Source organism: Azospirillum sp. 11R-A, from assembly GCF_049472615.1.
Classification (GTDB): Bacteria; Pseudomonadota; Alphaproteobacteria; order Azospirillales; family Azospirillaceae; genus Azospirillum; species Azospirillum palustre.
This window is the reverse complement of record NZ_JBCEBL010000049.1, coordinates 1-21,475: the sequence shown is the minus strand read 5'-3', so window position 1 is coordinate 21,475 and position 21,475 is coordinate 1. Positions and strand designations below refer to the sequence as shown.

The 21,475-nt window shown below is 60.1% G+C and carries 15 protein-coding genes and 1 pseudogene; 5 read left to right on the top strand and 11 right to left on the bottom strand.

Annotated elements, in window-relative coordinates; all coding sequences use genetic code 11:
- Positions 1 to 81, bottom strand: a pseudogene (locus VH569_RS34160) (IS5/IS1182 family transposase); the annotation flags it as partial.
- Positions 82 to 919: 838 nt separating this feature from the next.
- Positions 920 to 1,582: a hypothetical protein gene (locus VH569_RS34155; RefSeq protein WP_423321608.1), complete on the bottom strand. Its 663-nt coding sequence runs from the start codon at positions 1,580 to 1,582 to the stop codon at positions 920 to 922.
- A 375-nt stretch (positions 1,583 to 1,957) separates the two neighbouring features.
- Here VH569_RS34155 and VH569_RS34150 point away from each other — a divergent pair, with 375 nt between their 5' ends.
- From VH569_RS34150 to VH569_RS34130, 5 genes are all read left to right on the top strand, one after another.
- On the top strand, positions 1,958 to 2,833 hold the full coding sequence (locus VH569_RS34150) for a hypothetical protein (protein WP_423321606.1): 876 nt from the start codon (positions 1,958 to 1,960) through the stop codon (positions 2,831 to 2,833).
- A gap of 237 nt (positions 2,834 to 3,070) precedes the next feature.
- Positions 3,071 to 8,296, top strand: coding sequence for an AAA domain-containing protein (locus tag VH569_RS34145; RefSeq protein WP_423321605.1), 5,226 nt, complete (start codon positions 3,071 to 3,073; stop codon positions 8,294 to 8,296).
- 6 nt (positions 8,297 to 8,302) lie between these two features.
- A complete protein-coding gene (locus VH569_RS34140; RefSeq protein ID WP_423321603.1) occupies positions 8,303 to 9,847 on the top strand; it encodes a hypothetical protein in 1,545 nt (514 codons plus the stop codon).
- Positions 9,848 to 9,865: 18 nt separating this feature from the next.
- The gene (locus VH569_RS34135) at positions 9,866 to 12,724 is read left to right on the top strand and encodes a hypothetical protein (RefSeq protein WP_423321599.1); all 2,859 of its coding nucleotides are present in this window, start codon (positions 9,866 to 9,868) and stop codon (positions 12,722 to 12,724) included.
- Positions 12,725 to 12,789: 65 nt separating this feature from the next.
- Positions 12,790 to 13,302, top strand: a complete 513-nt coding sequence (locus VH569_RS34130) for a hypothetical protein (RefSeq protein ID WP_423321597.1) — start codon at positions 12,790 to 12,792, stop codon at positions 13,300 to 13,302.
- 76 nt (positions 13,303 to 13,378) lie between these two features.
- On the opposite strand, the gene VH569_RS34125 is transcribed toward VH569_RS34130, so the two are convergent.
- The 9 genes from VH569_RS34125 to VH569_RS34085 form a co-directional block, all read right to left on the bottom strand.
- A complete protein-coding gene (locus VH569_RS34125; RefSeq protein WP_423321595.1) occupies positions 13,379 to 14,128 on the bottom strand; it encodes a hypothetical protein in 750 nt (249 codons plus the stop codon).
- Between the two features lie 21 nt (positions 14,129 to 14,149).
- Positions 14,150 to 14,623: a helix-turn-helix domain-containing protein gene (locus VH569_RS34120; RefSeq protein WP_423321593.1), complete on the bottom strand. Its 474-nt coding sequence runs from the start codon at positions 14,621 to 14,623 to the stop codon at positions 14,150 to 14,152.
- Positions 14,624 to 14,684: 61 nt separating this feature from the next.
- Entirely contained in the window at positions 14,685 to 15,791 is a 1,107-nt protein-coding gene (locus VH569_RS34115; RefSeq protein ID WP_423321591.1) for a PDDEXK nuclease domain-containing protein, read from the bottom strand.
- Positions 15,792 to 15,988: 197 nt separating this feature from the next.
- Positions 15,989 to 16,702: a winged helix-turn-helix transcriptional regulator gene (locus VH569_RS34110; protein WP_423321589.1), complete on the bottom strand. Its 714-nt coding sequence runs from the start codon at positions 16,700 to 16,702 to the stop codon at positions 15,989 to 15,991.
- The gene (locus VH569_RS34105) at positions 16,702 to 17,121 is read right to left on the bottom strand and encodes a hypothetical protein (protein WP_423321588.1); all 420 of its coding nucleotides are present in this window, start codon (positions 17,119 to 17,121) and stop codon (positions 16,702 to 16,704) included. Before VH569_RS34105 ends, VH569_RS34110 begins: the two co-directional genes overlap by 1 nt.
- A 233-nt stretch (positions 17,122 to 17,354) precedes the next feature.
- Entirely contained in the window at positions 17,355 to 17,747 is a 393-nt protein-coding gene (locus tag VH569_RS34100) for a hypothetical protein (protein WP_423321586.1), read from the bottom strand.
- Positions 17,744 to 18,181, bottom strand: a complete 438-nt coding sequence (locus VH569_RS34095; RefSeq protein WP_423321584.1) for a hypothetical protein — start codon at positions 18,179 to 18,181, stop codon at positions 17,744 to 17,746. The genes VH569_RS34100 and VH569_RS34095 overlap by 4 nt, the downstream gene beginning before the upstream one ends.
- A 64-nt stretch (positions 18,182 to 18,245) precedes the next feature.
- Positions 18,246 to 18,665, bottom strand: coding sequence for a TIGR02594 family protein (locus tag VH569_RS34090; RefSeq protein ID WP_423321582.1), 420 nt, complete (start codon positions 18,663 to 18,665; stop codon positions 18,246 to 18,248).
- 260 nt (positions 18,666 to 18,925) lie between these two features.
- Entirely contained in the window at positions 18,926 to 21,004 is a 2,079-nt protein-coding gene (locus tag VH569_RS34085) for a tetratricopeptide repeat protein (RefSeq protein WP_423321581.1), read from the bottom strand.
- Between the last annotated feature and the right edge of the window lie 471 nt (positions 21,005 to 21,475).

Sequence of the window (21,475 nt, the reverse complement as noted above, 5' to 3'; positions counted from 1 at the left end):
GCCCTTCGGCTTGGGCGCCTCCGGTGGGAGCAACGGTTCAATCAGCGCCCAAAGGGCGTCGGATACAAGAGGGGAAGCCATACCCCTCTCAACCGCCCAAATGCCGTTTTGTTAGGTGCTCTTATTGGAGGGGTAATGCCGGCTGGTCCTGTGACGGCACCGAATTCTCGTCGGTGAAGCAGGGCTACCTCGACGAACTGGCTGCCATCACTGCGGCCATGAACGCCATCACCCTACCGACGGTGCCGGCTACGCAAGGGAACGTGCCAAGCCCCTGGGTTGCGCCACCCGTGATCGTCGATCCACCGGCGACGAGCGTTCCGCCGCCGCAAGTGCCGCCTCCGGTGACTGGGCCCCCAGCCACACCATGTGGGTGCGTAGCAAGTTGGTCGGAGTTCCAGACGTCTCGTCAGGGGGGAGGGGAGGCGGGAGAAACGTATACAGTGACGATACCTGCAGATGAGGTAATAATTCCAGAAGGGAAAATCCTTTACTATCTATTTGTGGAAGATCGATCTTCAACTGAAAACGGAGGAACAATTTGGGGGTGGGGAGGGCTTGCATGCAAAGGCGGAAAATTTGTCGACTACAATGATTACCCTATGTCTACGAACTGGGCTTATGCCAACATAAGTGGGTACCTGCCGATGTACTATTCGCGTGCCTATGGTGCGGGTCAGAGCGGCTGGAGCGCGTCATTCAAGGAAACATCAGTGTGCAGCGGCTTGGTTCCATCACAGTAATGTTGTTAAGAAACACACTCCTTATTGTCAGTTCACCAATCAATCTTGAGCCGATCCCGAGCGCAAGGCATCATTGATGACATCGAAAATGAGCATACCCCAAACCGGAACGCTGTTATGCAGGCTCTTCGATTATGGCCGGCACTGGCGGTGACCCAGGACGATCTCTGATCAATTTACTGCCTGGGACCTCTGGAATCCGGAGCGGAAGGAGGGCTGTTGATCCAGACCGGAGCGCCCCTGAGGCGGGCCAGTAAAAGGCCCGCCAGACCGTCGCCGACATGGTTGAAATAATGGCCTCCGAATGCCGCGTGAGCATCCAGGAATTTGCCACGGGCGATGGTCGCATGTAGTAGAGGTACAACATTGGTGCCGTTGGGGTCGAATCCGGCGATAGCATCATCGAATGCTCGCCTTAAATTCCCTAGTCCCCAATGCTTACAAGGGTAGGCGGGAGTGATGTTGAGCGCGCGCCGGACAAACTCGTATGAGAACTGGCCGAAGGCAAGTACGAGCGCGGGCTGAAAACTCTGTAGGTCTGTTCTCAACCCTTCAAGTGAAGATAACAGTTCCGTGTTCGTCCAGTCCAAAGCGGTCGGCCGCGGCTTTACCGCGGCGTCTGCGACAGCATTGCGAACGAACAGGTTCTGGTCATCGAGGCGCAGTGCCCCACTGCGGAAAACCCGATCCTGGATGCGATCCCAGACTGGCGTCCAGATGCTGTGCCGTGTCGGGTGTCTGTCGTCGAGCGGGAACTTCAACTTCAGCGCCCATGGCCCCGGATTTGAATCGCCTATCAACCATATCGGAGAGGCGGCAGAGCCGTTGAAAGGCTTCATTGGTGCTGAATCCTGCGCAAAGCGGCTTTCCCTTCAAGGGGCTGCATTCCATGTTGCGTGCTCACGTCGTCCCCAATGTGTTTCCAACTCCAACGTGAATTTTGCGGAGGTGGGGACGGCCGTCAACATCCTGACCCAGACACCCATTCGGCTGACGCTGGTGGAATACAGGACTGGTCCGTTGGGGAAACCGCCCCGGGAGCGGAGGAGGCAGTCTTGGCCCTGGCGCTTCTTTCCTGGCAGTGTGGCGTTATCTCGACCCATATCGTCCTATCTCGACCTGGTAAGAGCGTTGACAAACCCCTCATCCCAGTTGGCTTGGGTGGCGATGTCACGCGAATATCCGCTCGTCATCAGACGATATGGAGACAAGCAATGGCAGACAAACAGCGGGTTCGGCGTTACCGGAATGGTGTGGTCCCGGTAAACGAAAAGAAGGTCAGGGCGGCCATCTGCCGGTTCAATGCGGCCCATCCCAACCAGGCGTTCACCAACGAAGCGCTGGCCGCGGCGGTAAGGGAGCGTGGTGTGTCCTGCAGCCTGAGCAACGTCAAGAGTCTGCTGCGCGGCCAGCCGACCCGTAAGGAGGTCGTTGAGATCGTTGCTGACCTTCTCGGCGTTTCCGTGCACGACTTCGTCGACCTTATGGAGCGCATCAACGGGTGCGACATCAGCCTCGATCTGCGAGACCACGCCCATGAGCGCATCGTTGCGCACCTGCAGCGCTTCCGGTTGCCCTTGAAGGAGTTTCCGGAGGAGGCGCTGTTGCAGGTGGTCCAAGAGGCTGACCGCATCGCTGGACCAACCGCATCGCGGACGGTGATGACGTTGGAAAAGGCCGACGTGCTGGATCGCGTTGCGAACGTCATCACGCAGGTGTCAGGGATGCTCCCGACTGAACGTTTCTCGGCGCTGGCCCGGCTCCGGGATCTCCTTGATGACCTGCATGCCGAGGGCGTCCACCTGCTCATTGGCCGGTATGTCGAGCGCTACTACGACGAGGATAGTCTGGAACTGATAGGCATGGGCATCGAAGCAGAACCCCAACTCCGCGCTGTCCTTGTACTGCATTTTTCCGACGCCACCGTCGAGCCGACCTTCGAGATCGATCGATCCGATGAGCCCACGTACTCGGCGCGGCTCGAGGGCCTCGACCTGGACGACAGCGCGGAAGCCAACCGACTTCTGGCACGGCTTGAAGGTTGGAACGGGGGGCCGATCCACGCGGCGTTCACGCCGACGCCGGCATGATCTACGCGAGAGCCAGGGAAGGGCTGTCATCCAGCAGCCCCTCCTTGCCTCCGAAAGTCTTTCCGCGACAACATTTCCGTTGCCAGATGTCAGCCGCACTGCAGACATCGACTTTTCCGACCATAGAAGGCGGGAGAGCACAATCTTAACTATTGCCACCAAACCAAGACAGCATCCATTATCCAACGAACCAGAGCCGCCTACCACCTGTTGCTGCATCGCAGCCAGAGACAGAGCATGCTGATCACTCCCCTCAAGGCCGAAGGGATCCACCACCGAGAGGTGGCGGGCATCGGCACGCTGTCGAAGTTGCTGCCGCCACACTGGTACGGCTATGCCAACCTGGAGGCTGCCACCCCAGACATCACCCCCAAGGAGATCGATGTCGTCATCGTGCTCGACGACCGCATCGTCATCGCCGACATCAAGGAGTGGGGTGGTCAAGTTGCGTCGGATGGCCAAAAATGGTATCAAAACAACAAGGACATGGGGGCATCGCCGGTCCATAAAATCAATAATAATGCGCGCGTCCTTTCCAGCATGATAAACCGACACTTGACTCATATGCGCGTCAAGGACGCCGTGCCACGGATCGACTCCTGTGTCATCATGGTCGGAGCGGTCGACTTCCGAAAGATTCATGAAAGAGAACGTCGTTTTGTCTTCGGAATCGACGATTTCTGCAAGATGATCGTCGACGTCGAAAAGAGAAATCGGGCGCTGACGAACCGGGGGGTAACGAAACCCGAACAAGCACTGACCAGGAAGGGCGGTCCCTGGAAGGCGCGATTCGACCAGATTTTCTGCAGCGGAAACTACTTCAAGCCGCGCAACCGGATTTTCGATGCCTATCGCGTGGTGTCCGATGTCATCTACCGGCATGGCGAGATCTATGCCGAGTACGATGCCCAGGAGACAGAGGCCGCCGATACCAGCGGCCTGCTGCGGTACTGGGATTTTTCCAAGTGCGACCCGAAATTCTACAGTGCCGAAGGGCGCGCCGGCATCATCGGTCGCGAACGGACGGTGCTGAACCACCTCCTGGAGCGCAGCCAGGACATGGAATATGCGCTGCTCCGCCAGAAGGTCACCGACCCGGAGAAGGGGCTGCGCTACTGGGAGATCTTCGAGCGCCGGCGCCAAACCCAGCGCCTCAGCCGTTTCTTGTCCGGCGAGGGCCGGACGATGGCGAAGAACGTGCGCATCGACCTAGTGCGCACCATGCTTGCCAACGCCGCCCGCATGCATGCGCTCGACGTCTCCCACTGCGACATCGGAGACCACAGCGTTTGGGTCGAACTGCCGTCCACCGTGCGCTTCTCCCACCTGTTCGCCGCCCGCATTCCCGAAGGCAGGACGATTGCAGAAGACCGGTACTCCCTGCTGGCAAAGCCAGTGTCCTATCCGGAAACGCAGGCCGGGCAGGTGAGCAGCCCCTTCGCCAAGGACGTCTTCCTGCTCGGCTGCGTCGCCCATCGGCTTCTGCTTGGTCGTGAGCCGGACGCTGTTCAAGGCGCAAGCGCTATATGGGACCCCGCCGCCGATCCGAATGGCTCGTTTGCCAGCCTCCATCCTTGGCTGGAGCAGGCGCTGGAACCCGAGGTCAGGAAACGCTTCCCCAATGCCCAGGCCATGCTGGACGCCTTCAACGTGGCGACCAAGCCGCTCCAGGCGGACGCGGAGACGCTCGAACGCCTGCATCGGTTCCGCACCCACGCAGACCTGATCGAGTTCATGGAGACATATCCATCCCTCAAGACGATTTCGTCCAGCGAACGCGGCAGGCTCTACCGTTCCGTCGAAGACGGTGACCAACTTGCGGTAAAATTGTGGAACCGTGTGAACTGGTTGGAAGAAAGGACCGATGGCTCCCGGCTCCTCGCTTTTTGCCAACGAGCCCGGGACTTGGCCGACCTCGCCCTCGATGGTATCTGTCCCATCCGGGAAGTCTCCTACCTTCTCGACCGCGTGGCCGTCGTGATGGATTGGGTGGAAGGCCCGTCGCTTCAGGACCTGTTGACTGCCCCGAAGGACACCGGCCCCTTGCAGGGCACGCCGGCGATCGTCGACTTTCTGCTACGCCTGATCGGCATCGTCGATAGCCTGCACGCCCAGGATCTGGCGCATGGCGATTTGTCCCCGGCCAACATCCTCTGTCCACCGCGGGATGCCGCCGCCGATCCTGGCGGCACTTCCGACGGTGGGGGGGCGGTCGCGGTGACCCCGGTTCTGATCGACGTCGTCGACCTGCCCGGACCGGGGGAAGGAGAGCGCTACACCCTGGAATACGCACCGAGGGAACCTGCCACGGCTTTCCAACGCGACCGGTGCGGCGTGCTGGTGATCGCCGAGAAACTGCTGGAGCGGTGCGAACTGGAACCGGAGAGCCTGGCTCCCCTGGCGCAGGCATTCGGCACCTGCCGGGAAAAGGAACCCGTCTTCGCCACCTTGGCACCGCTCGCGGATGCCTTGAGCGCCTTGCGGCGCCCTCGCGGGAACGGCGGGCTCGTCCTGACCATCGCCATCCCCGAAGACGTCTCCGACGACTTCCTGCTGCGGCCGGATGCCGGCGAATACCACATCGGCGTGCGGCGCCAAGTGGGCGAGAGGATGGTGACGGTGACGGGGGCCAACGCCCGCCTCGCCATCCACCTCACCCGCGAAGGCCGGCCCTGGCGGGTGTCTGCACTCGCGTTGTCGCAGGACGAGGTCGGCTTGGCGCAGCGTCATCGCTGCTGCGGTGTCGCGGCCACCATCCTCTTCCAGAGGGGAATGTTCACCGACCCGGAAAGCGTGCGCCCATTGCTGGATTTGCCGGGGGTCGCCGCCGAACTCCAGTCGCGCCAAGGCGGGCAGACTGCGGAGCCGGTTGCGGATGAGGAAACCGGGATCGAAGGCGGGCTCGATACCGACTTCAACCTGGATGAAGAGGCCGAAGCCGCAGCGACCGGCCGACCGCCGGCCGGGTCGTCGGCCGTCGATGTCGCGGGTCTGTGGCGCACGCTCATGGACGTCGAACTGGAGGACGTGGTCGAAGCGCTCATCGACCATGAGGTCGACTTTTCCATCTCCCGCAAACTCATCCTTATCCGTTGCCGAATGCTGCACGGAGCCTTGGAATTCGATGCCGACGACCGGGTCAGTGTGAAGACACCGAACCGGCACGGCGACTGGGTGCATGTCGGGGTGCTGGATGTCGGCGCCACCCGGGGCAACCTGGCCGCGATCGACTCGCCCCGCTACCGATCCTTCGACGGTTCGAACCTGTTCGCCCTGGGGAACCGCCTGCGGTTCGAGAGCCGGAAATCCATAGAAAGCCGCAACCGACGGGAACGTGCGATCACCCGCATCCTCGGCGGCGATGCCGCCATCAAGAACCTGGTGGACCACTTCACCCACCGGGATTCAGTCTGGCCCATAAGCGTGAAGGGTGCGGCCGTGCCCGACGGCAAGTACCTCGAAGGTCGATACCGCCTCAACGAATCCCAGGTTCAAGCCTTCCAGATCCTCTGGACGACCGGCCCGCTGGGCCTTCTTCAAGGCCCGCCGGGAACGGGGAAGACGACCTTCATCGCGGCCATCATCCACCACGCGCTGACCGTGGGCGGCGCCCGTCGCATCCTTCTGGCGAGCCAAGCGCACGAAGCGGTGGACAACGCCGCCAAGGGTGTCATCGACCTTTTCGCGGAAGCCGGGGAAACCATCAGCCTGGTCCGGGTCGGGTACAAGAACGACCTGTCCGATACGGTGCGCCCCTATCATAAGGACAGCCTGGAGCAGCGCTACCGCGATGAGTTCCGCGCTCGCCTCAAGGAAAAGATCATGGTGGTTGGAGAGCGGCTCGGGCTGCGGACATCCTACCTGGAGTCCTTCCACCATCTCGTGACCGCGGTCCGGCCCGTCCTGAAGAAACTCGGCGCCCTGGCCAGCGAGCAGAAGCACGGTCCGAGGCCGGAGAATGACCGCAACCGACGGAGAAGCGGAGAACAGGCCGAACTGGAGGACACCGTGTTCCGGCTGCTCGCCAACATCGGCTTGTCGGCATACGAGATTGCCGCCGTCGGTTACCTCGCGGTTCCCCAGGTCTTCATCAACAATGACGAAAACGCAGGTCTGGAAGGTGCCAGCCAGGATGCAACCGGCCAGGATGCCGCTACCGCCGACGATGCGGCCGACTCTGAATGGGTCGCCGAGGCTCTGAACGACGACGACTTCCCCGATGCCGAGGATGAGTTGCAGAGCGACATCCCGGTGCGCAAGAAGCAAGTCCTGGATTTTGGGGAACCGAGCACCTTCGAGATCCTCGCCGAAGCGCTCGCCCGCAAGCAGCAAATGCCCATCATGCCGGATCAACTGCGCCGCCTGGTCTCGGCCGTCGACCTGATGGACGACTGGATCGGTCACGTCGGCTCGCGCCATCGCAACTTCGAGGAGTTTCTTGTCGGCACGCGGCAGATCGTCTGCGGCACCTGCGTTGGATTGGGCAGCCTTTCGCTCGGCCTCAAGTCCAACTTCGACCTCGTCATCATCGACGAAGCCGCCCGTTGCACGGCTGGTGAACTGGCGGTGCCGATGCAGTCCGGCAAGCGTGTCATTCTCGTCGGCGACCACATGCAACTGCCGCCCTTCCATGTGGGCGAATACGTCGCGGAGACGGCGAAGCGCATCGGCATTCCGCGGGAGGAAGTCCGTCGCAGCGATTTCGAGCGCACCTTCACGTCACCGTACGGCAAAGCCGTCGGCCAGACGCTTCGGATCCAGTACCGCATGATCGAGCCGATCGGACGCTTGGTGTCGGAGGTCTTCTACCGGGACTCGCCGCTGAAGCACGGACGGGCAGCCCCCAAGGTCCAGGAGGGGACCTGGCCCGGGAACCTGTCCAAGGCCGTGGTGTGGATCGACACGGCAAAAGCCGGCGCCCGGGCTTTCGACACCGAGGCGAAGCACTCCAAAAGCCGGCAGAACACCGCCGAAGAGCGCGCCGTCATGCGGCTGCTGCGCGATCTCGACCGGCATGAGCCCTTCCAGGCATGGCTGCAGACGAACAGGGCTGCGGACAAGCCGTTGGAATATCCGATCGGGATCATCTGCACCTACACAGCCCAGGTAAATCTGATCAAGAAAAGCCTTCTGTCGGCGAGGATCAGCCCCGCCCTGCGCGAATCGATCCGGGTCGATACGGTCGACAGTTACCAGGGCAAGGAAAACCTGATGGTGATCCTGTCGCTGGTCCGCAACAACGAAGACGGTCCGCAAGGCGACGCCGGCAAGACCATCAAGCAGGGCTTCCTGTCCCAGCCGCACCGGATCAACGTCGCCTTGTCTCGCGCCATGGACCGCCTCGTCATCGTCGGGACGTCGAAAGGCTGGCCGGCGGGAAGCCCCATGGCGGCGGTGGCGAGCAAGGTGCGCGGCTTGCAAGCGGAAGGGCTTGCCGCGTTCCACGATGCGGAGGAGAGGTAACGGACGATGTCAGCATCGGCATTCGACCCCGATTTCGGGGATCCCTTCGATGACGCGGAGGACGTTGACGGGGAAAACGACGGAGCGTTGGAACTCAACCGCCTGGATGTTCGCCTGCCGTGTCGCGTATACAGCATCCGCTACAAGGCGGCCGTGCTCAGCAATGTGCCTTTGCCCATCGAATTTCTGCTGCGGCTGCTCTACGAGATCGATGATCTTTCGGAACCGGAAATCGGAGACTTCTTCGGGTTTTCGGTAACGGAGCGTGATTACGTCATCAATCGAGCCCATGACCTGGGATTCGTCGAACGCAAGACCGGGCGAATTCACCTGTCGGCGCAGGGGCGCAGACTGTTCGATGACGGCTTCGGCCGACCTCGCATCGGGGAAGTCGAGACGACGCATGCATGGGAGACCTTCGACCTGATTTCGTTTCAGGCTGCGCGTCACCGGCCGCTTGGCAATTTCGAACGGGGCTTCCCGCTGCTGAAGGTGACGGACGAGGAAACCGTCTCGTCACCGGTGGATCGGATACGCAAGGTCTTCCATCGGACCTTTGACGAAATCCAGGCAAACCGGAGGAACATCAACGACCCGATCAAGCATCTCTACAGCGTCGACGACGTGCAGCCCCGTGATCGGGTCTGGACCCTGGTGCCCGTCAGCGTCCGTTTGACCGAGGACAACGAAGTCAATCCGGACCTTGGCAACTGGATGTCCGCGGCAGCCTTGCGCGAGCGTTCGGACGTGGTCCGTGCCTGCACCGATCTGCTGGAGAGCACTGTCGTCTCCGACGACTCGACGGAGAAGGCGTTCCGTCTCCTGGCCGAGTGTGCGCCTGATCAGGTCTCGCCCTTCCTGTCGCGGGACGGCTTCGACCCGGAGGCGTTGCTTGACCGGATACGGATGCAGTCCGACGCTTCCGGCAAGGCATCGACCCTGCGTGTCGCCGGCACGGTCTGGACACCGGCCAACCGGAAGCGGATCGTCGAGACGATCTCCCGATGGAAGGCGGCGCAGCCCGGATCGGCGCGGCCGCCGGCCGCGATCTGGTGGAAACCCTCGATTCCCCATTGGGGATGTTCGGCGGAGATGAAGGGTCTTGTCGAGATTATGCGGAGCCAACTTCGACGCCCGAGCCCGGATGCCGGCGAGCGCGGCTCACCCAGGACTAGCGCCGAGCACCGGGAAGAGGCCGATGGCTTTGAGGTGATTCTGGTATCCCAGAACGAGCAGGATCTTGCCCGTCGGTATTCGGCGCTGTTCGACACGATCCTCACGCATGATGGCGGTCTGCGGTCGCTTCCGCCTTCGTTCGAGATGCTTCTGGTCCCCGGATGCTTCTTCGTGGCGCTGGTCCACACCCCGCTGGCCTGCGGCACTGGATATCCGGTGCCCCTGGGTGTGATTTCCCACGATCCTTCCCATGTCCGTAACGCGCACAGAGTGATGGTCGATCTCGTCGGGCGGCGCCTGTTCAAAACAGCGCTCGGAGCACGGGGCAAAGACTGGAATCTTGTCCTGGAGCAGTTGCTCAGCCTCCATCCCTGACAAGAAAACCGAAGAGCGATGCCCTTCATCTTCTGCGACGACACGGACACCATCCAGCATGTCGGCTGGTATTCTCCGGGATCCTGGCGAGACCTCAAGGACGACTGGAGGATGCTCGGTCTGCGCATGGCCTGCTGTGATGCCGCGGCCATTCCCGTCGATCTTCCGAACGGGACCAGATTTGTCAGGCATCATGGCGAACGCGACTGCGGAACCGAGAGCGAAAGCCTCGAGCATCAGGCGATCAAGGCCGATGCCGCCGTCGCAGCGCAGGCGGCCGGGTGGAGGGTGGCGATCGAGGGAAAGGGCATCGCGCCTGGTGGCGAGAAGTGGCGTGCCGACGTTCTGTGCATCCGCGGCGACAGGCAGGTCGCTCTGGAAATTCAGATGTCCCACCAGACCCTGGAGGAATACCGGCGACGCCAGGCTGTCTACACCCGATCAGGGGTCGAAGGGGTCTGGTTCGCCGGCCACAAGGGTGTCCAGCCCCATCGGTCGACAGCCGATCTTCCGATCTTCCCGATTCACCTCACGGAACTGAAGGCGGATGTTGCCGTCGGCCGCGGGCGTAGCCAGGACCCACGGATCCCTGTCGAGCAATTCGTCGGCGAATTCCTGCAGGGCCTTTGGCATTGCCGGGAACCGATCGCCGCTCCGGCGGCCATCATCCCGGAACTCACGGTCTGTCTGGACTGCGGCCGGGATGTCCTGAACGGAGCCTGTGTGGCGGCCTTCCCCGCGGAGGCGGACCCGACCTACCCGCCAGGACCGATCTTTGCTGCGTGCTCGCTGGATGTTATGGACACCGCCCTCGCACGGACGGCCTGGAGCATGCACCGGATCGTCGCTCCGCCACGCAAGGGAATGCGCTGCCCCTATTGTGCCGGTCGGCTGCGCGCATCGGTTTCCTTCACGCCAGAGCGGCTTTGCAAGGCGCAGCACGTCGTCGAGGACCGGCACGGTACCATCCTTCTTTCGGCCGGAGGCTGGTGGAGACGGGGGCACCCCTTGCTGCCCAACGGATGGCATCTCCCGCCGACACCACCGGATGCAACCATCCCGCTCTCGGCGATCATCGACCGGAGCCGGAGCCGCTTGCTGCAGCCGTTCCTGGACGTCCGGGTCCGACGGCAATCCGCTCTCTCGGCGATCGAGGCCGCGATCTATGGTCAGACGGGCTGGAAGGCGTCTCTGGACGAAAAGGGCGAATCCTGGGACGGCGACGATCCCGGCCAATGGATGGCGGACATCGTCCTGCGGCAGGAGGGGCCAGGCGGCCGGCCTATCGCCTTTTTCCTGGCGATCGACCATGAAGCGCTGCCGCTCTGCCGCCTTTTCGCACAGCGCGCGATGCGCGAGTTTCCAGATGGCACGGCACTCCTCCTGAGCCCAGTGTTGGATCGGCCAGGCTTCGCCAAACGCGTCCTCGAGATGCCCATGACCGGCGGCTCGCCGCCGCTGGTGTCCGTCAACGGCGAGATGATGACGCTCACCCGTTTCGTCGCGGACCTCACGCGGGGCTCGCTCGTCGTGAAGACGTCAACCCTCCTCCCCTACACGCTGTTGCCGGTGCCGGCCTCCTGCCCGTCCTGTGGCCGCATCGCATGGGTGGAAGCCTATGCGGCGCTGCATCTTGGAGAGGAGGATGATCTTCTCGGCCGCGGAATCGCTGTTGTGCCGGCGCCGAGAGCCTGGTCCCAGGATGACGTGGAGCCGGTCTCGCCACGATACGGGATCGGAAGGATGCGGGAGACGGAGTGCATTTGCGGAACCCGGTTGTTGACCGGTGGATCTGAAGGCGTGCTGGATGCCTGCGGTGACCTGCAGGTGCGCCATGGGCGATGGAAGATCCCCGTCGGCCCCCTGTTGCGTCGGGGAGACCTCCCGCGCCTGCCGAAGGCCATCGGTCTGGCCAAAGGGCGTCGAGTTTCGACGCCGGACGATTGGAAGAGCCGCATCATGGCCTTGTCGCCACCACCCGACGGGGATGCCGTCCGCAAGCGCAAGGCCGCGATCGACAGCCTCATCCGTGGTGCGGCTGCCACCGGATGGCCGGTGGACACGAGCCGGTGCGACGACGGGATCCTCCTGGTGAACAGCCCGTCAGCCCGCAAGGCGATTGCCGTTCTGACGAGCCTGCCGGGGCCGGAGGCGGCCGGCCGGCAGGAGGCCGAGATCAAGAGCGCGAGCGCTGCAATGAAGGAGGCCGGCGTCGAGATGGCCGTCTGGTTCTCCATCATGCCCGCCCCGCCTCTGCCGCACGGCCAGAGGCGCCGTGCCATCCTGCTGGGCTGGCTGGAAGACGCCGTCTATGCCCTGCCGGCGCCTGACGATTCCGTTCCACTCGATCGCTTTGTCCAGGACATCCTGGAAGGTGGCTGGGAATTCATCGCCGACCAGACCTTCTCCCTGACCCTGGTGCTGGAACGGGTCTTCTGCAGCCACTGCGGCGCCGCTTCGGTCATCGCCCCTTGGTGTGCCGCGACCGCGGCCGACCGGCCGGCCCCCGCCTTCGCCCGGATCCTCGGCACGAGGCAAGATGGTGCGGGGCTTCTTCCGCTCGACATCGCGGACTCGCTTCGCCGCAGCGCCGAGCGGCGTTTGCCCCTGCCATGGTTCCAGGTTCGCGATGGCGTGGCGGTGCAGACCTGCAGCCGGTGCGGAAGCGTTCTCGCGCCAACGCTGTCGGCGGAAACGTTGCAACGGCACTGGGCGGGCCCCGGGATCGGCTCCGGCCAGGCCACCTTCGGGATACATCGCTGGGTCCGCCGGGGAGAGGCGATCCTGGGCGGACCGTTGACGGTGCCTGGCCGGCCATCCCGGGAGCGCATGCCCCTTGAGCAGTGGTTCACAGTCGCCGCGAAGGAAGCCGGCTGATGCCGTTCGAACCCGGCAATCTCATCAACTGATGCACCCACAACCAGCGTTCACCGGAGAGTCCTATGTCGAGAGAGCAAGCGGCCATCATAGCCTATCATGAGGCCGGTCACGCGGTAATGGCGATGGCCAACGGCTTCAGGGTGACCAGGGTGACCTGCGTCGCGAACGCCGACAGCCAGGGACACACGGAGTATAAAGTCCCCGATCCTCCAACGACGGAATCGCACAGAGGCGGGGCTCTGGTCGCGGCCGCCGGCTTGGCCGCCGATTTTTTACACGCCGAAAAACTCGGCGTCGCCCACGATGAAGACCTTAATGGTCACCTTGGAGATCAGCAGAATGCTGCAGTTCATCTTCATGCATTGGGGCATGATGGACAGTTCAAGGCTTATGTTGGTGCCGCCAGTTATTTCATGAAACAAGACCATGTATGGAACTGCGTTGATATGCTCGCGAAAATACTCATGAAAACGGAAGAGATAAACGGACAAGATGCGCTGTATGATTTTTCGCAGAAAGTCCCGAAAGTTGGGTGCGCAGAATTTCAAGTCGTAGACTTCCTGATAGAAAGGTAAGCAGGCAGGATCTACTGATATGCCGAGCGCTTGCGCAGTACCTGATTTTCAGAAAGCCGGGTGCTGCCACGTTCGATCAGGAAGATCGGGGCCAGATCGCTTCCCTGTCATTTCCAAGCCATTTGCACGGATGATAGGTGCCGATGTCACTGACGAGAAGGCGCTCCTTCTTCCCGCGACGATAGGCAACCGGCGGACGGTGGTTCGGGAGCGCGGTCATGATCGCGTTCTCCACCATCCACTTCAAATCATCGGGCGGGCCACCATTCCGCCTTCTCACACCGAATTGTGTGCCGGTGCACGCATTCACTATAACGTCATCGTCTCGGTAGATGTCGGTGATGCGCTCAATGAAGTCCTGATCGGCACCATTTTCCCAGCATTGGCGGAACCTTGCATCCCTGTCCTTGCTGTTTTGGCGATGTACTTTCTCTTTTCCTTGCATCGCTTTGCCGAGACTACACTGGAACCGGACCGCATTTATCAGGAACACAAAGCCATCCGGTGAAACACCTGAGGCATTTCCGACGCGCGCCTTGAAATGATTGAGGAAGGAGGTGCGTCTTTGGAGCGGCCCGTTGGCCTGCCAGTCATTGTCCGTCGAGAACGTGAATTCCTTCTCGTGAGGCGATTCGATCACGACGATCACGGCACGCTGGCTGGTGCGCCGCTGAGCGGAACTCCAGTCCTGCACCTCGAGCGATCCAAACGACAAAACCTCATCCGGACACGGGATCGTCGGCCACGGGAAGGGAGGGGACATACCTGGCGTGATGTCCCCCATCGACCTGAGGACGTTCTCGAAATCCTGCTGGGTGAAAGTCATGCGACAACTCCGGCGCAGATGTTACGCCGCCTTCAATTCCCACCCCTGTTCGGTGGATTCGAAAACGCTATCCGGAAAGGACGACTTCTGACCGTACTCGGCCTCTTCTATTTCACGAAGCCTCTGGAACGTCGCGATAACCTCCTGGTCGTTCGCCATCTTTCGCACATACAGCCACCGGATTGCGGCGTCCGCCGTTTCATCGATGGCTTCGTTGCGTTGGGCTTCCCAGCGGGCCACCGTCGACCGGCTGCATCCACGAAGGGCTTCGGCGAACCCCTCCTGGGAAAGACGCAGTCTCCCCCGCAGAAAACGAACCTCCTGCCCTCTCAGGACATAAGGTGAGGAAACTATGGCCTCGGCAATCGAGTTGTAAAGTGATTCGGAATTGTGCACAGAGATATAAATGTCTCCGCCCATCTCTTCTTCCTTATACCCTCCAGAAAGATAGACGTATTCGAGTCCACAGCCCGTGTAGTGCAGAAGTTTGCTCATTTCAATTCCATCCAGCATATGGAATTTCCCCGTATCCTCTGGTCGATCTTCCAGAACAGTGTCACTCGAAGTCCTCCGGGGTATCATTTCGGTCCTCGGCTTTGCTTTCCTCATCATGACCGCCAGACGACGCCAGCGGTTCCGGGGATGACGCCTCGCCGAGTTGCGCCTCAAATTCCTCGACCGTCGGCAGCATGTCGGACAACGTCTCAGGAAGCGGCGATCCGACCACGTACTCGGCCACCCCGATTGGCGTCTCGACACCGTGAAGGGCGTACTGGACAACGAGGTGGTCCTTCTCCTTGCACAGGATCAGACCGATGCTGCGATTGTGCCCTGGCCCCTTGAGCAGGTCGTCCACGGCATTGAGGTAGAAGTTCATCTTGCCGGTGTGCTCGGGCTTGAATTCGCCGACCTTCAACTCGATCACGATGTGGCACATCAGTCGGGTGTGAAAGAACAGCATGTCGATATAGAATTCGCGGTCACCGACCTGCAGCGGGTATTGCGTGCCCATGAAGGCGAAGCCTTTGCCGAGTTCCAGGAGGAACTTCTTGAGGTGCTCCTGCAAACCGCGTTCGAGATCCCGTTCACGCGCATCCGGTGCCAGCGTGAGGAAGTCGAGCAGGTAGGGATCCTTAAAGGTCTGTCGCGCCAGATCGGACTGCGGCGACGGCAACGTGACGCCGAAGTTGTTGGGAGCGCTGCCCAGCCGCTCGCGCAGCCGGTGCTCGATCCGGTGCACCAGCATGTCACGGCTCCAACCATGCTCAATGGCGGCCGCAGCATACCAGCGGCGCGCGTCGGCATCGCCCACCTTGTCGAGGAGGACTCGATTGTGCCCCCACGGCAATCGTCCCGCAAGTTGTGGGACAATTTCTCGGTCAGGCCAGCCGGCCGCGAAGGAGCGCATGTATAGCAGGTTCGTGCGCGAGAAGCCCTTCATTGTCGGGAAGGCGGTTCGCAGGTCAGCGGCCAACCGCTCGATGACCTTGGCACCCCATCCCTGTCGCTCCTGTCGGTCCAGGATCTCCTGGCCGATCTCCCAGTAGAGCACGATCAGTTCCCTGGTGGCGGCCAGCGCGGCACGCGTCTGAGCCGCTTGAACGCGTGCCTTTATGCTCTCAGCCCACTCGGCGTAGCCGTCCGGCAGAACGTTCTTTGCCATGCTGTGCTCACCCTCACGCTTCGCTTTGTCCGACTATCCGCTTCGCCATGGCATCCTGTGGATGACATCCTCCTCCTACTGAAGGACGAGGCTTCCCTGTCGCGGCTCAGGCAACACCATACCGCCGAAGCCGCGACACAGCCAATTTTCGGCGCATGGCCATCGGGATCATGCCGCCGCGTCCCGCCGCTCCCTCATCAACGCACCAGCGCGATCACCCGCCACTTCTGCCGGCCGGCGATCTCGACGATCAGCCCCCGCCGAAGCATGGTGTTGACGTGACGGCGCACCGGCTCGTCGCTGACCCCGAGCGCCTCAGCGATCTGCCTCACCGTGGCGGCCGGCCGCGCGGCCAGCACGCGCCCGATCTGCGGCGCCAGCGTGTCCTTCCTCGCCGCGGCGTAGCGCTCCAGGACGGCGCCTTCGGCCCGCTCGATGCGCTCGTGCAGGGCCAGCCCGGCCAGCGCCGCGCGCTCCGCCGCGCGGACGAAGACCACCGTCCAGGCGTCGCCGGCGAGGCTGCCGGCCGGCTTGTAATCCGACCGGTGCCCTTGGAATCCGACGGCGATGCCGCCGACGGGATACGACGCCAGGCCCCGGCGCCGGAACCAGTTGTCGGCGAGCACACGGCCGACGGCACCGCCAAGAACATCAGCGGCCCCGCAGGCGTGCCAGCGTGCCAGCAACTGGGCGGCGCCGAGCAGCGCCGGCTGCTCCGCCCACAGCCAGACCTGCGTGGGGTCCAGCGCGGCGGCGAGGCGTTCGCGCGCCACCTCCGGGTCGACCTGATGGGCGAACAGGGCGGTCAGGCGCTCGTCGGCAAGGCCGGCGGCGCGCGCGGCTTCCACAGCCTCGTCGCGGGCGGCCGCGGCCCGGCCATCGCGGCGCAGGCGCACACGGGCCAGACTCATCAAGCGCAAGGGTGTATAAAGGTGACGTGGCGATCGGCCGGCGGCCCGGCGCGCCAGGGCCAGCGCCCGCTGCGCGGTCGCAAGGTGTTCGTCGCCCATGCTCCCGAGGGCATCGGCCGCGTCGAGGTAAAGGTCGACGGATCGACCAGAAAGCCGTCGAGGCGCGCGGAAGCCGCGGCGGTGACGCAGTGCCAGCGCTCGAGCCAGCCCCGGCGCAGGTGCTCCGGCGACCGGGCGATCCGCTCGTCGAGGCGGGCGATGGCGGCCGACGCCGCGGCGATCGCTTCGATCAGCCTCGGGCTGACCGCTCCCGACGCCGGGGTTGCGATGCCGGCCTTCGACGCCGGGCGAACGGTGCCGACCTCCTCGTCTTCACTGTCCGCCAGCAGCCGGTCGATGTCGTCGAGAAACTTGCTCATGCCGTCTTCCTGCCGCACATTCCAAACAACAGTTTACACGGCTTTCCGCGGGCACAAAACCGGCCAAGCCACTTTTCGGCATGTGAACCATGGGTAACTTGGTGGCTTGGAAGGGTGGCGAAAACCGGGAGTTTCGGGGCGTTGGACGGGCCCGACAAATGGGTCGTGTAAAGCGGCATTTTCGCGATTCATTTACAGATATGACTCATTCAACTCCCGGAAGGTAGCGACGCTCAATCCCCCTGAAGCGCTCTGGCTTCCCGATAGCGTGCATCCGCCTGATCCATGCGGTTACGCTCTCGATAGAAGTCGCCGAGGCTGTTGAGAAACTTCACCAGTTGGCGCCTGTGAGCCTCAGGGGCGACACCGGCAAAGGCGCGCTGAATGGTCACATGGACCTTGTCCTGTAACTCCAGATCCTTCTTGTCGAGCAACTCGTTCAGCCGCATCACCGCTCGTGGATCGACGCGATGACAGGTGATCGTCACGTTGCCGGCAACATTGGCAGTGGCCGGTGCACACCACCCCTCTGTGGTCTGATTGGTCGTCGTCCCGACGACGATTTGGGCGGCCGCCGAGGACATCCAGCATAGCAGGACGAAGCCCAGGCACAGCCCTCTCTTCATGGCGCCCTACCGGTCTGCGTGCAGGAGATAGTGACTCCGCCACCGACGTTGGCCGTCGTTGGCGCACAGTCGCCACTGGTGCTCTGAATGATCGGACCAGACGTGTGTCCTGGAGCCTCCGCAATCCAGCGGGCTGGGCTGTAGAAATAGACCACGGCGAACACCGCCAAGGCTCCGCCAGCCCGCAGTGCCACTTTCGTCCCCAGGCTCATGCGCAGGTCAAGCAGTCCGGGGATGACGGCTCCGACGCCGCCGGCTGCCAAGGCAATGATGATACGGAAAACCTCGAACTGTTGGGCGGTTGGGTTAGGAAAGGTGATGACCAACGCCAACAGTGCCGTCAGAAACGCCACCCCGAACACGAACGCCAGCACCAAAGCCAAGCGGCTGACTGGAGTGGCGGCATCACGACTCCTGAATGTACGCGCAGCCATGTCTCATCCCTCGTTTCGTTGGTTTGAGTACTGGTAGCGGAAATCTACTCGGAGTGACCAAGGCTCAGCCCGAAGTTGGCCAGCGATAGCCCAGAACCTCACTCTTTCGGTAATCCATGACGCAAACTCGATTCCTCTGGTTGCCGCCAAGCACTTTCAAGGTTTGACCATTATCAGCAAGGACAAACCCAACATGACCAGATTGCGGTGACGTGCCCCGGCGAAATACAACCACACAGCCAACTTTTGGTTCATCCAAGGGAACCCCCCACTTCAGCCAGGATCGCGCTGCAGCAGACCCCGTTCCTGAGATACCGCTATGGATCATGCACCAGTTTACAAATGAGGAACACCAGGGGGTCTCATCATCTGTTGCTCCTAGTGAGGTGCATGATGCATATTCAACAATGCGGGAGTTGTTCTTGGGGCCATGAACTTCCTGCTGTCCAACTTCGCCCTGTGCGATTGCAAGCCAATTTCCCATCTTTCGCCTCCTCTCTGTTGGAAAACACTACACCCCTACCAATAAAGTACTTATTTATTTACAATAAACACCAGCATTGAAAGAGAGTTGATCGAAACACCACCATTGTATAATGGTAATTTGCAAATTGCAAGGAACGCGTTAATTTATGCTCGTATAATTGGAAACGCTTCACTCTTATTTCTCCGCATGGCACCAACCTCGCTTCCACATAAAGCGACTTATTGTATCAAATAGCAATAAGTATCAAAAGAACGTATTTATTTGTTATCTTTCATTGTGGATTTTGATTCATCAATAGAGCGTTGGACAATGGCTACTTCTTTCAGAGCGATCTCTGCTTCATCCGTTCTTTGATTATCTTTATAGAAACCCGCAAGAAATCTCAAAGACTCTGCAACGTAGCGCATATACTTTTCAGGATTTATTTCGGCCAACCTCCGGGACGCAGAGATTGAATTTTTGAAATGTTCTTCAGCCTCACCATCTTTATGATGAACCAAGCAAAAAAAGCCTATGGATCGCAAATTTCTTATTAAATAAGGCAAATATTCTTCAGGCGCTAAGTTTGACAACGTTCTTTCTCTAGCAATAACGTCATCCAATATTATCTCTGCCTTGGTTATATTGCCCGTATGCAAGTGGGCGTTTAACAGATTCATCAAAGTAGCATGGAGATAACGCTGGTTGACATCAAGGTTGTGATTAATTGCGTCTCGTTGGATCCCCAGCGCTTCACTCAGGAGCGACTCAGCATCTTTCCAACGCTGAATTTCAAAATATAGATTGGCAAAATTGTTTATGGTCATAACATAAACTGAAATATGTGCGTCGGGATTACGGATCATGAGGACACGAATGTCGGTTAGCGCTTGTTTGAGAATTTGTTCAACATCTGAGTATTGTTCACGGTAAAAGTAAATAGCGGCCATATTATTAAGAAAGGTAACCAAGTTAGGCATGTGTGCGACTGGATTTTCTGCGACAAGAGCGCGCTGGATACTCAACGCTTCATTTGCTGCCTCCTCGGCTAGGTCAAGTCGTTCTGTATATCCGTAGACCACCGCTAAATTGTTCAGCAGAAATGCTAGGTCCGGCCGCTGTGCTTCAGGATTATGACTAGCGAGGGCGCGTCGGATGGTCAGCGCCTCATTGTAGACAATTTCAGCATCCTCTAGGCGCTGCATTTCCTGGTAAACTGTACCCAGATTGGTCAAGATCAAAGCGAGTCCAGACTGATAAACTTTTGGCTCATGTTCAGCATAGATACGCTGAATGGCCATTGCTCTCTTCAACACTTCCTCAGCACTTTGCAGGCGCAGAGTGTCTCTGTAAACCAAAGATAAATTATTGAGGAACACGGCTAAAGCAGGCTGATAGATGTCGGATTCTCTACTGTCCACTTTAAGTTGGATAGATAATGCTTCACTGAAAGTTGCTTCCGCATCAACCATATGTTGAGTGTCCCTATAGACCATGGCTAAGTTGTTAAGAAACAAAGCCAAGCCGGGCTGATGGGCCTCGGGGTTTCTGTTGGCAAGGGAACGCTTAATCAAAATCGCTTCTTTGAACGCTACTTCGGCGTCATGTAAGCGTTGAGTTTCCCGGTATATCATGGCTAGGTTATTCTGCACGCATGCGAGCAGATCGAAAAACTCATCGTCACTTTCTGACTTTAATGGACGAACTTGAAGCAAATCCTTCAGCAACTCTTCATAGAGAGATCCGGCTTTGGAGTATCTCCTCTGCCGCATCAAGACGTCAGCATAAGATGTTTTATAAACTAAGTTATCATTTTCGTAACTATATGCCTTCTCGTAGTGTGGGAGCGCCTCTTGGTCTTCAAGTTGAAGGGAATAGATCTCGGCGCGATTGAAATCGTTTGTTGCGGCTTTTCTGACGTTTTGATCATCTTGTTTCAATGCGCGGTCAAGCACAGCCCCTGCTTCTCCAAGAAGACCTTCGTGAAGAAGTTCTTTGGCCGCTCGCGCCAATGCATCATAATTGTCCTGTTGTTCTAGTCGCATCTGTAGATCTTGATACTTCTGCGCCCATTGATTAGCCTCTCGGATTCGTTCATTCAACTCAATATCTTTTTTGTCGAGTAATTCGTTCATGCGTTGCAATGCACGAGGATCAATGCCGTTACAGATAATTGTAACGTTACCGTTGACCCCATTTGTAGTCGGGCTGCACCAACCTTGAGTCTGCTGCGATATTGTCGCTCCGCCAAACATCTGCGCAGCCGCCGGATCCGTGCCAATTATGATGGCGAACACAATGGCCAAGCAGTTTAATAAACTAGATGTTTCACTGCTCCGGACAACGCGCGTGGCCATAGCACCCTCCAGCCTGATACTAGCACTTTATCACCACATTTCAACCCTTACTTACTCGCCGGATGGTTACTGTTCTTTTTGGGAATTGTCGGCGGACCCACTCTTTGGAGAACTGGCCAAACACCTGATGTGTGCTTCCGCTAAAGTGATAGGCGATCGACCGTAGACCTTTGAGTCCCGTACTGGTTCTTGAGCAAGTTGGACCGGATTAAGAGTGCCGATCAAAACCTCTCGTGGGCTGAGCAAACTCAATGGCTTGAGCCCACGGAGGGGAGGTTTTGATCCGCGCTCTAACAGGACGCGGAAAAACGAACATATTTTGGCTTTTTGCCTCCGCTGAGGCTTGGAAATGGCGTTTCGGCGCCCGTTTTTGTCAGAATGGAGCGCCTTTTCGCGCTCCGAGCCGCCCGGAGCCGCCGTTCAGGCGGAGTCCGGGCGTGATTATGCCGCCGCCAACAGCTTGGGCAGGCG

What these genes read in the sequence shown, in the direction of transcription:
- VH569_RS34135 (WP_423321599.1), top strand. Translation starts at nt 9,866, where the DNA reads ATGCCCTTCATCTTCTGCGACGACACGGACACCATCCAGCATGTCGGC.
- VH569_RS34155 (WP_423321608.1), bottom strand. Translation starts at nt 1,582, where the DNA reads ATGAAGCCTTTCAACGGCTCTGCCGCCTCTCCGATATGGTTGATAGGC.
- VH569_RS34110 (WP_423321589.1), bottom strand. Translation starts at nt 16,702, where the DNA reads ATGAGTCTGGCCCGTGTGCGCCTGCGCCGCGATGGCCGGGCCGCGGCC.
- VH569_RS34120 (WP_423321593.1), bottom strand. Translation starts at nt 14,623, where the DNA reads ATGAGCAAACTTCTGCACTACACGGGCTGTGGACTCGAATACGTCTAT.
- VH569_RS34150 (WP_423321606.1), top strand. Translation starts at nt 1,958, where the DNA reads ATGGCAGACAAACAGCGGGTTCGGCGTTACCGGAATGGTGTGGTCCCG.
- VH569_RS34145 (WP_423321605.1), top strand. Translation starts at nt 3,071, where the DNA reads ATGCTGATCACTCCCCTCAAGGCCGAAGGGATCCACCACCGAGAGGTG.
- VH569_RS34140 (WP_423321603.1), top strand. Translation starts at nt 8,303, where the DNA reads ATGTCAGCATCGGCATTCGACCCCGATTTCGGGGATCCCTTCGATGAC.
- VH569_RS34090 (WP_423321582.1), bottom strand. Translation starts at nt 18,665, where the DNA reads ATGGGAAATTGGCTTGCAATCGCACAGGGCGAAGTTGGACAGCAGGAA.
- VH569_RS34105 (WP_423321588.1), bottom strand. Translation starts at nt 17,121, where the DNA reads ATGAGCAAGTTTCTCGACGACATCGACCGGCTGCTGGCGGACAGTGAA.
- VH569_RS34100 (WP_423321586.1), bottom strand. Translation starts at nt 17,747, where the DNA reads ATGAAGAGAGGGCTGTGCCTGGGCTTCGTCCTGCTATGCTGGATGTCC.
- VH569_RS34125 (WP_423321595.1), bottom strand. Translation starts at nt 14,128, where the DNA reads ATGACTTTCACCCAGCAGGATTTCGAGAACGTCCTCAGGTCGATGGGG.
- VH569_RS34095 (WP_423321584.1), bottom strand. Translation starts at nt 18,181, where the DNA reads ATGGCTGCGCGTACATTCAGGAGTCGTGATGCCGCCACTCCAGTCAGC.
- VH569_RS34115 (WP_423321591.1), bottom strand. Translation starts at nt 15,791, where the DNA reads ATGGCAAAGAACGTTCTGCCGGACGGCTACGCCGAGTGGGCTGAGAGC.
- VH569_RS34085 (WP_423321581.1), bottom strand. Translation starts at nt 21,004, where the DNA reads ATGGCCACGCGCGTTGTCCGGAGCAGTGAAACATCTAGTTTATTAAAC.
- VH569_RS34130 (WP_423321597.1), top strand. Translation starts at nt 12,790, where the DNA reads ATGTCGAGAGAGCAAGCGGCCATCATAGCCTATCATGAGGCCGGTCAC.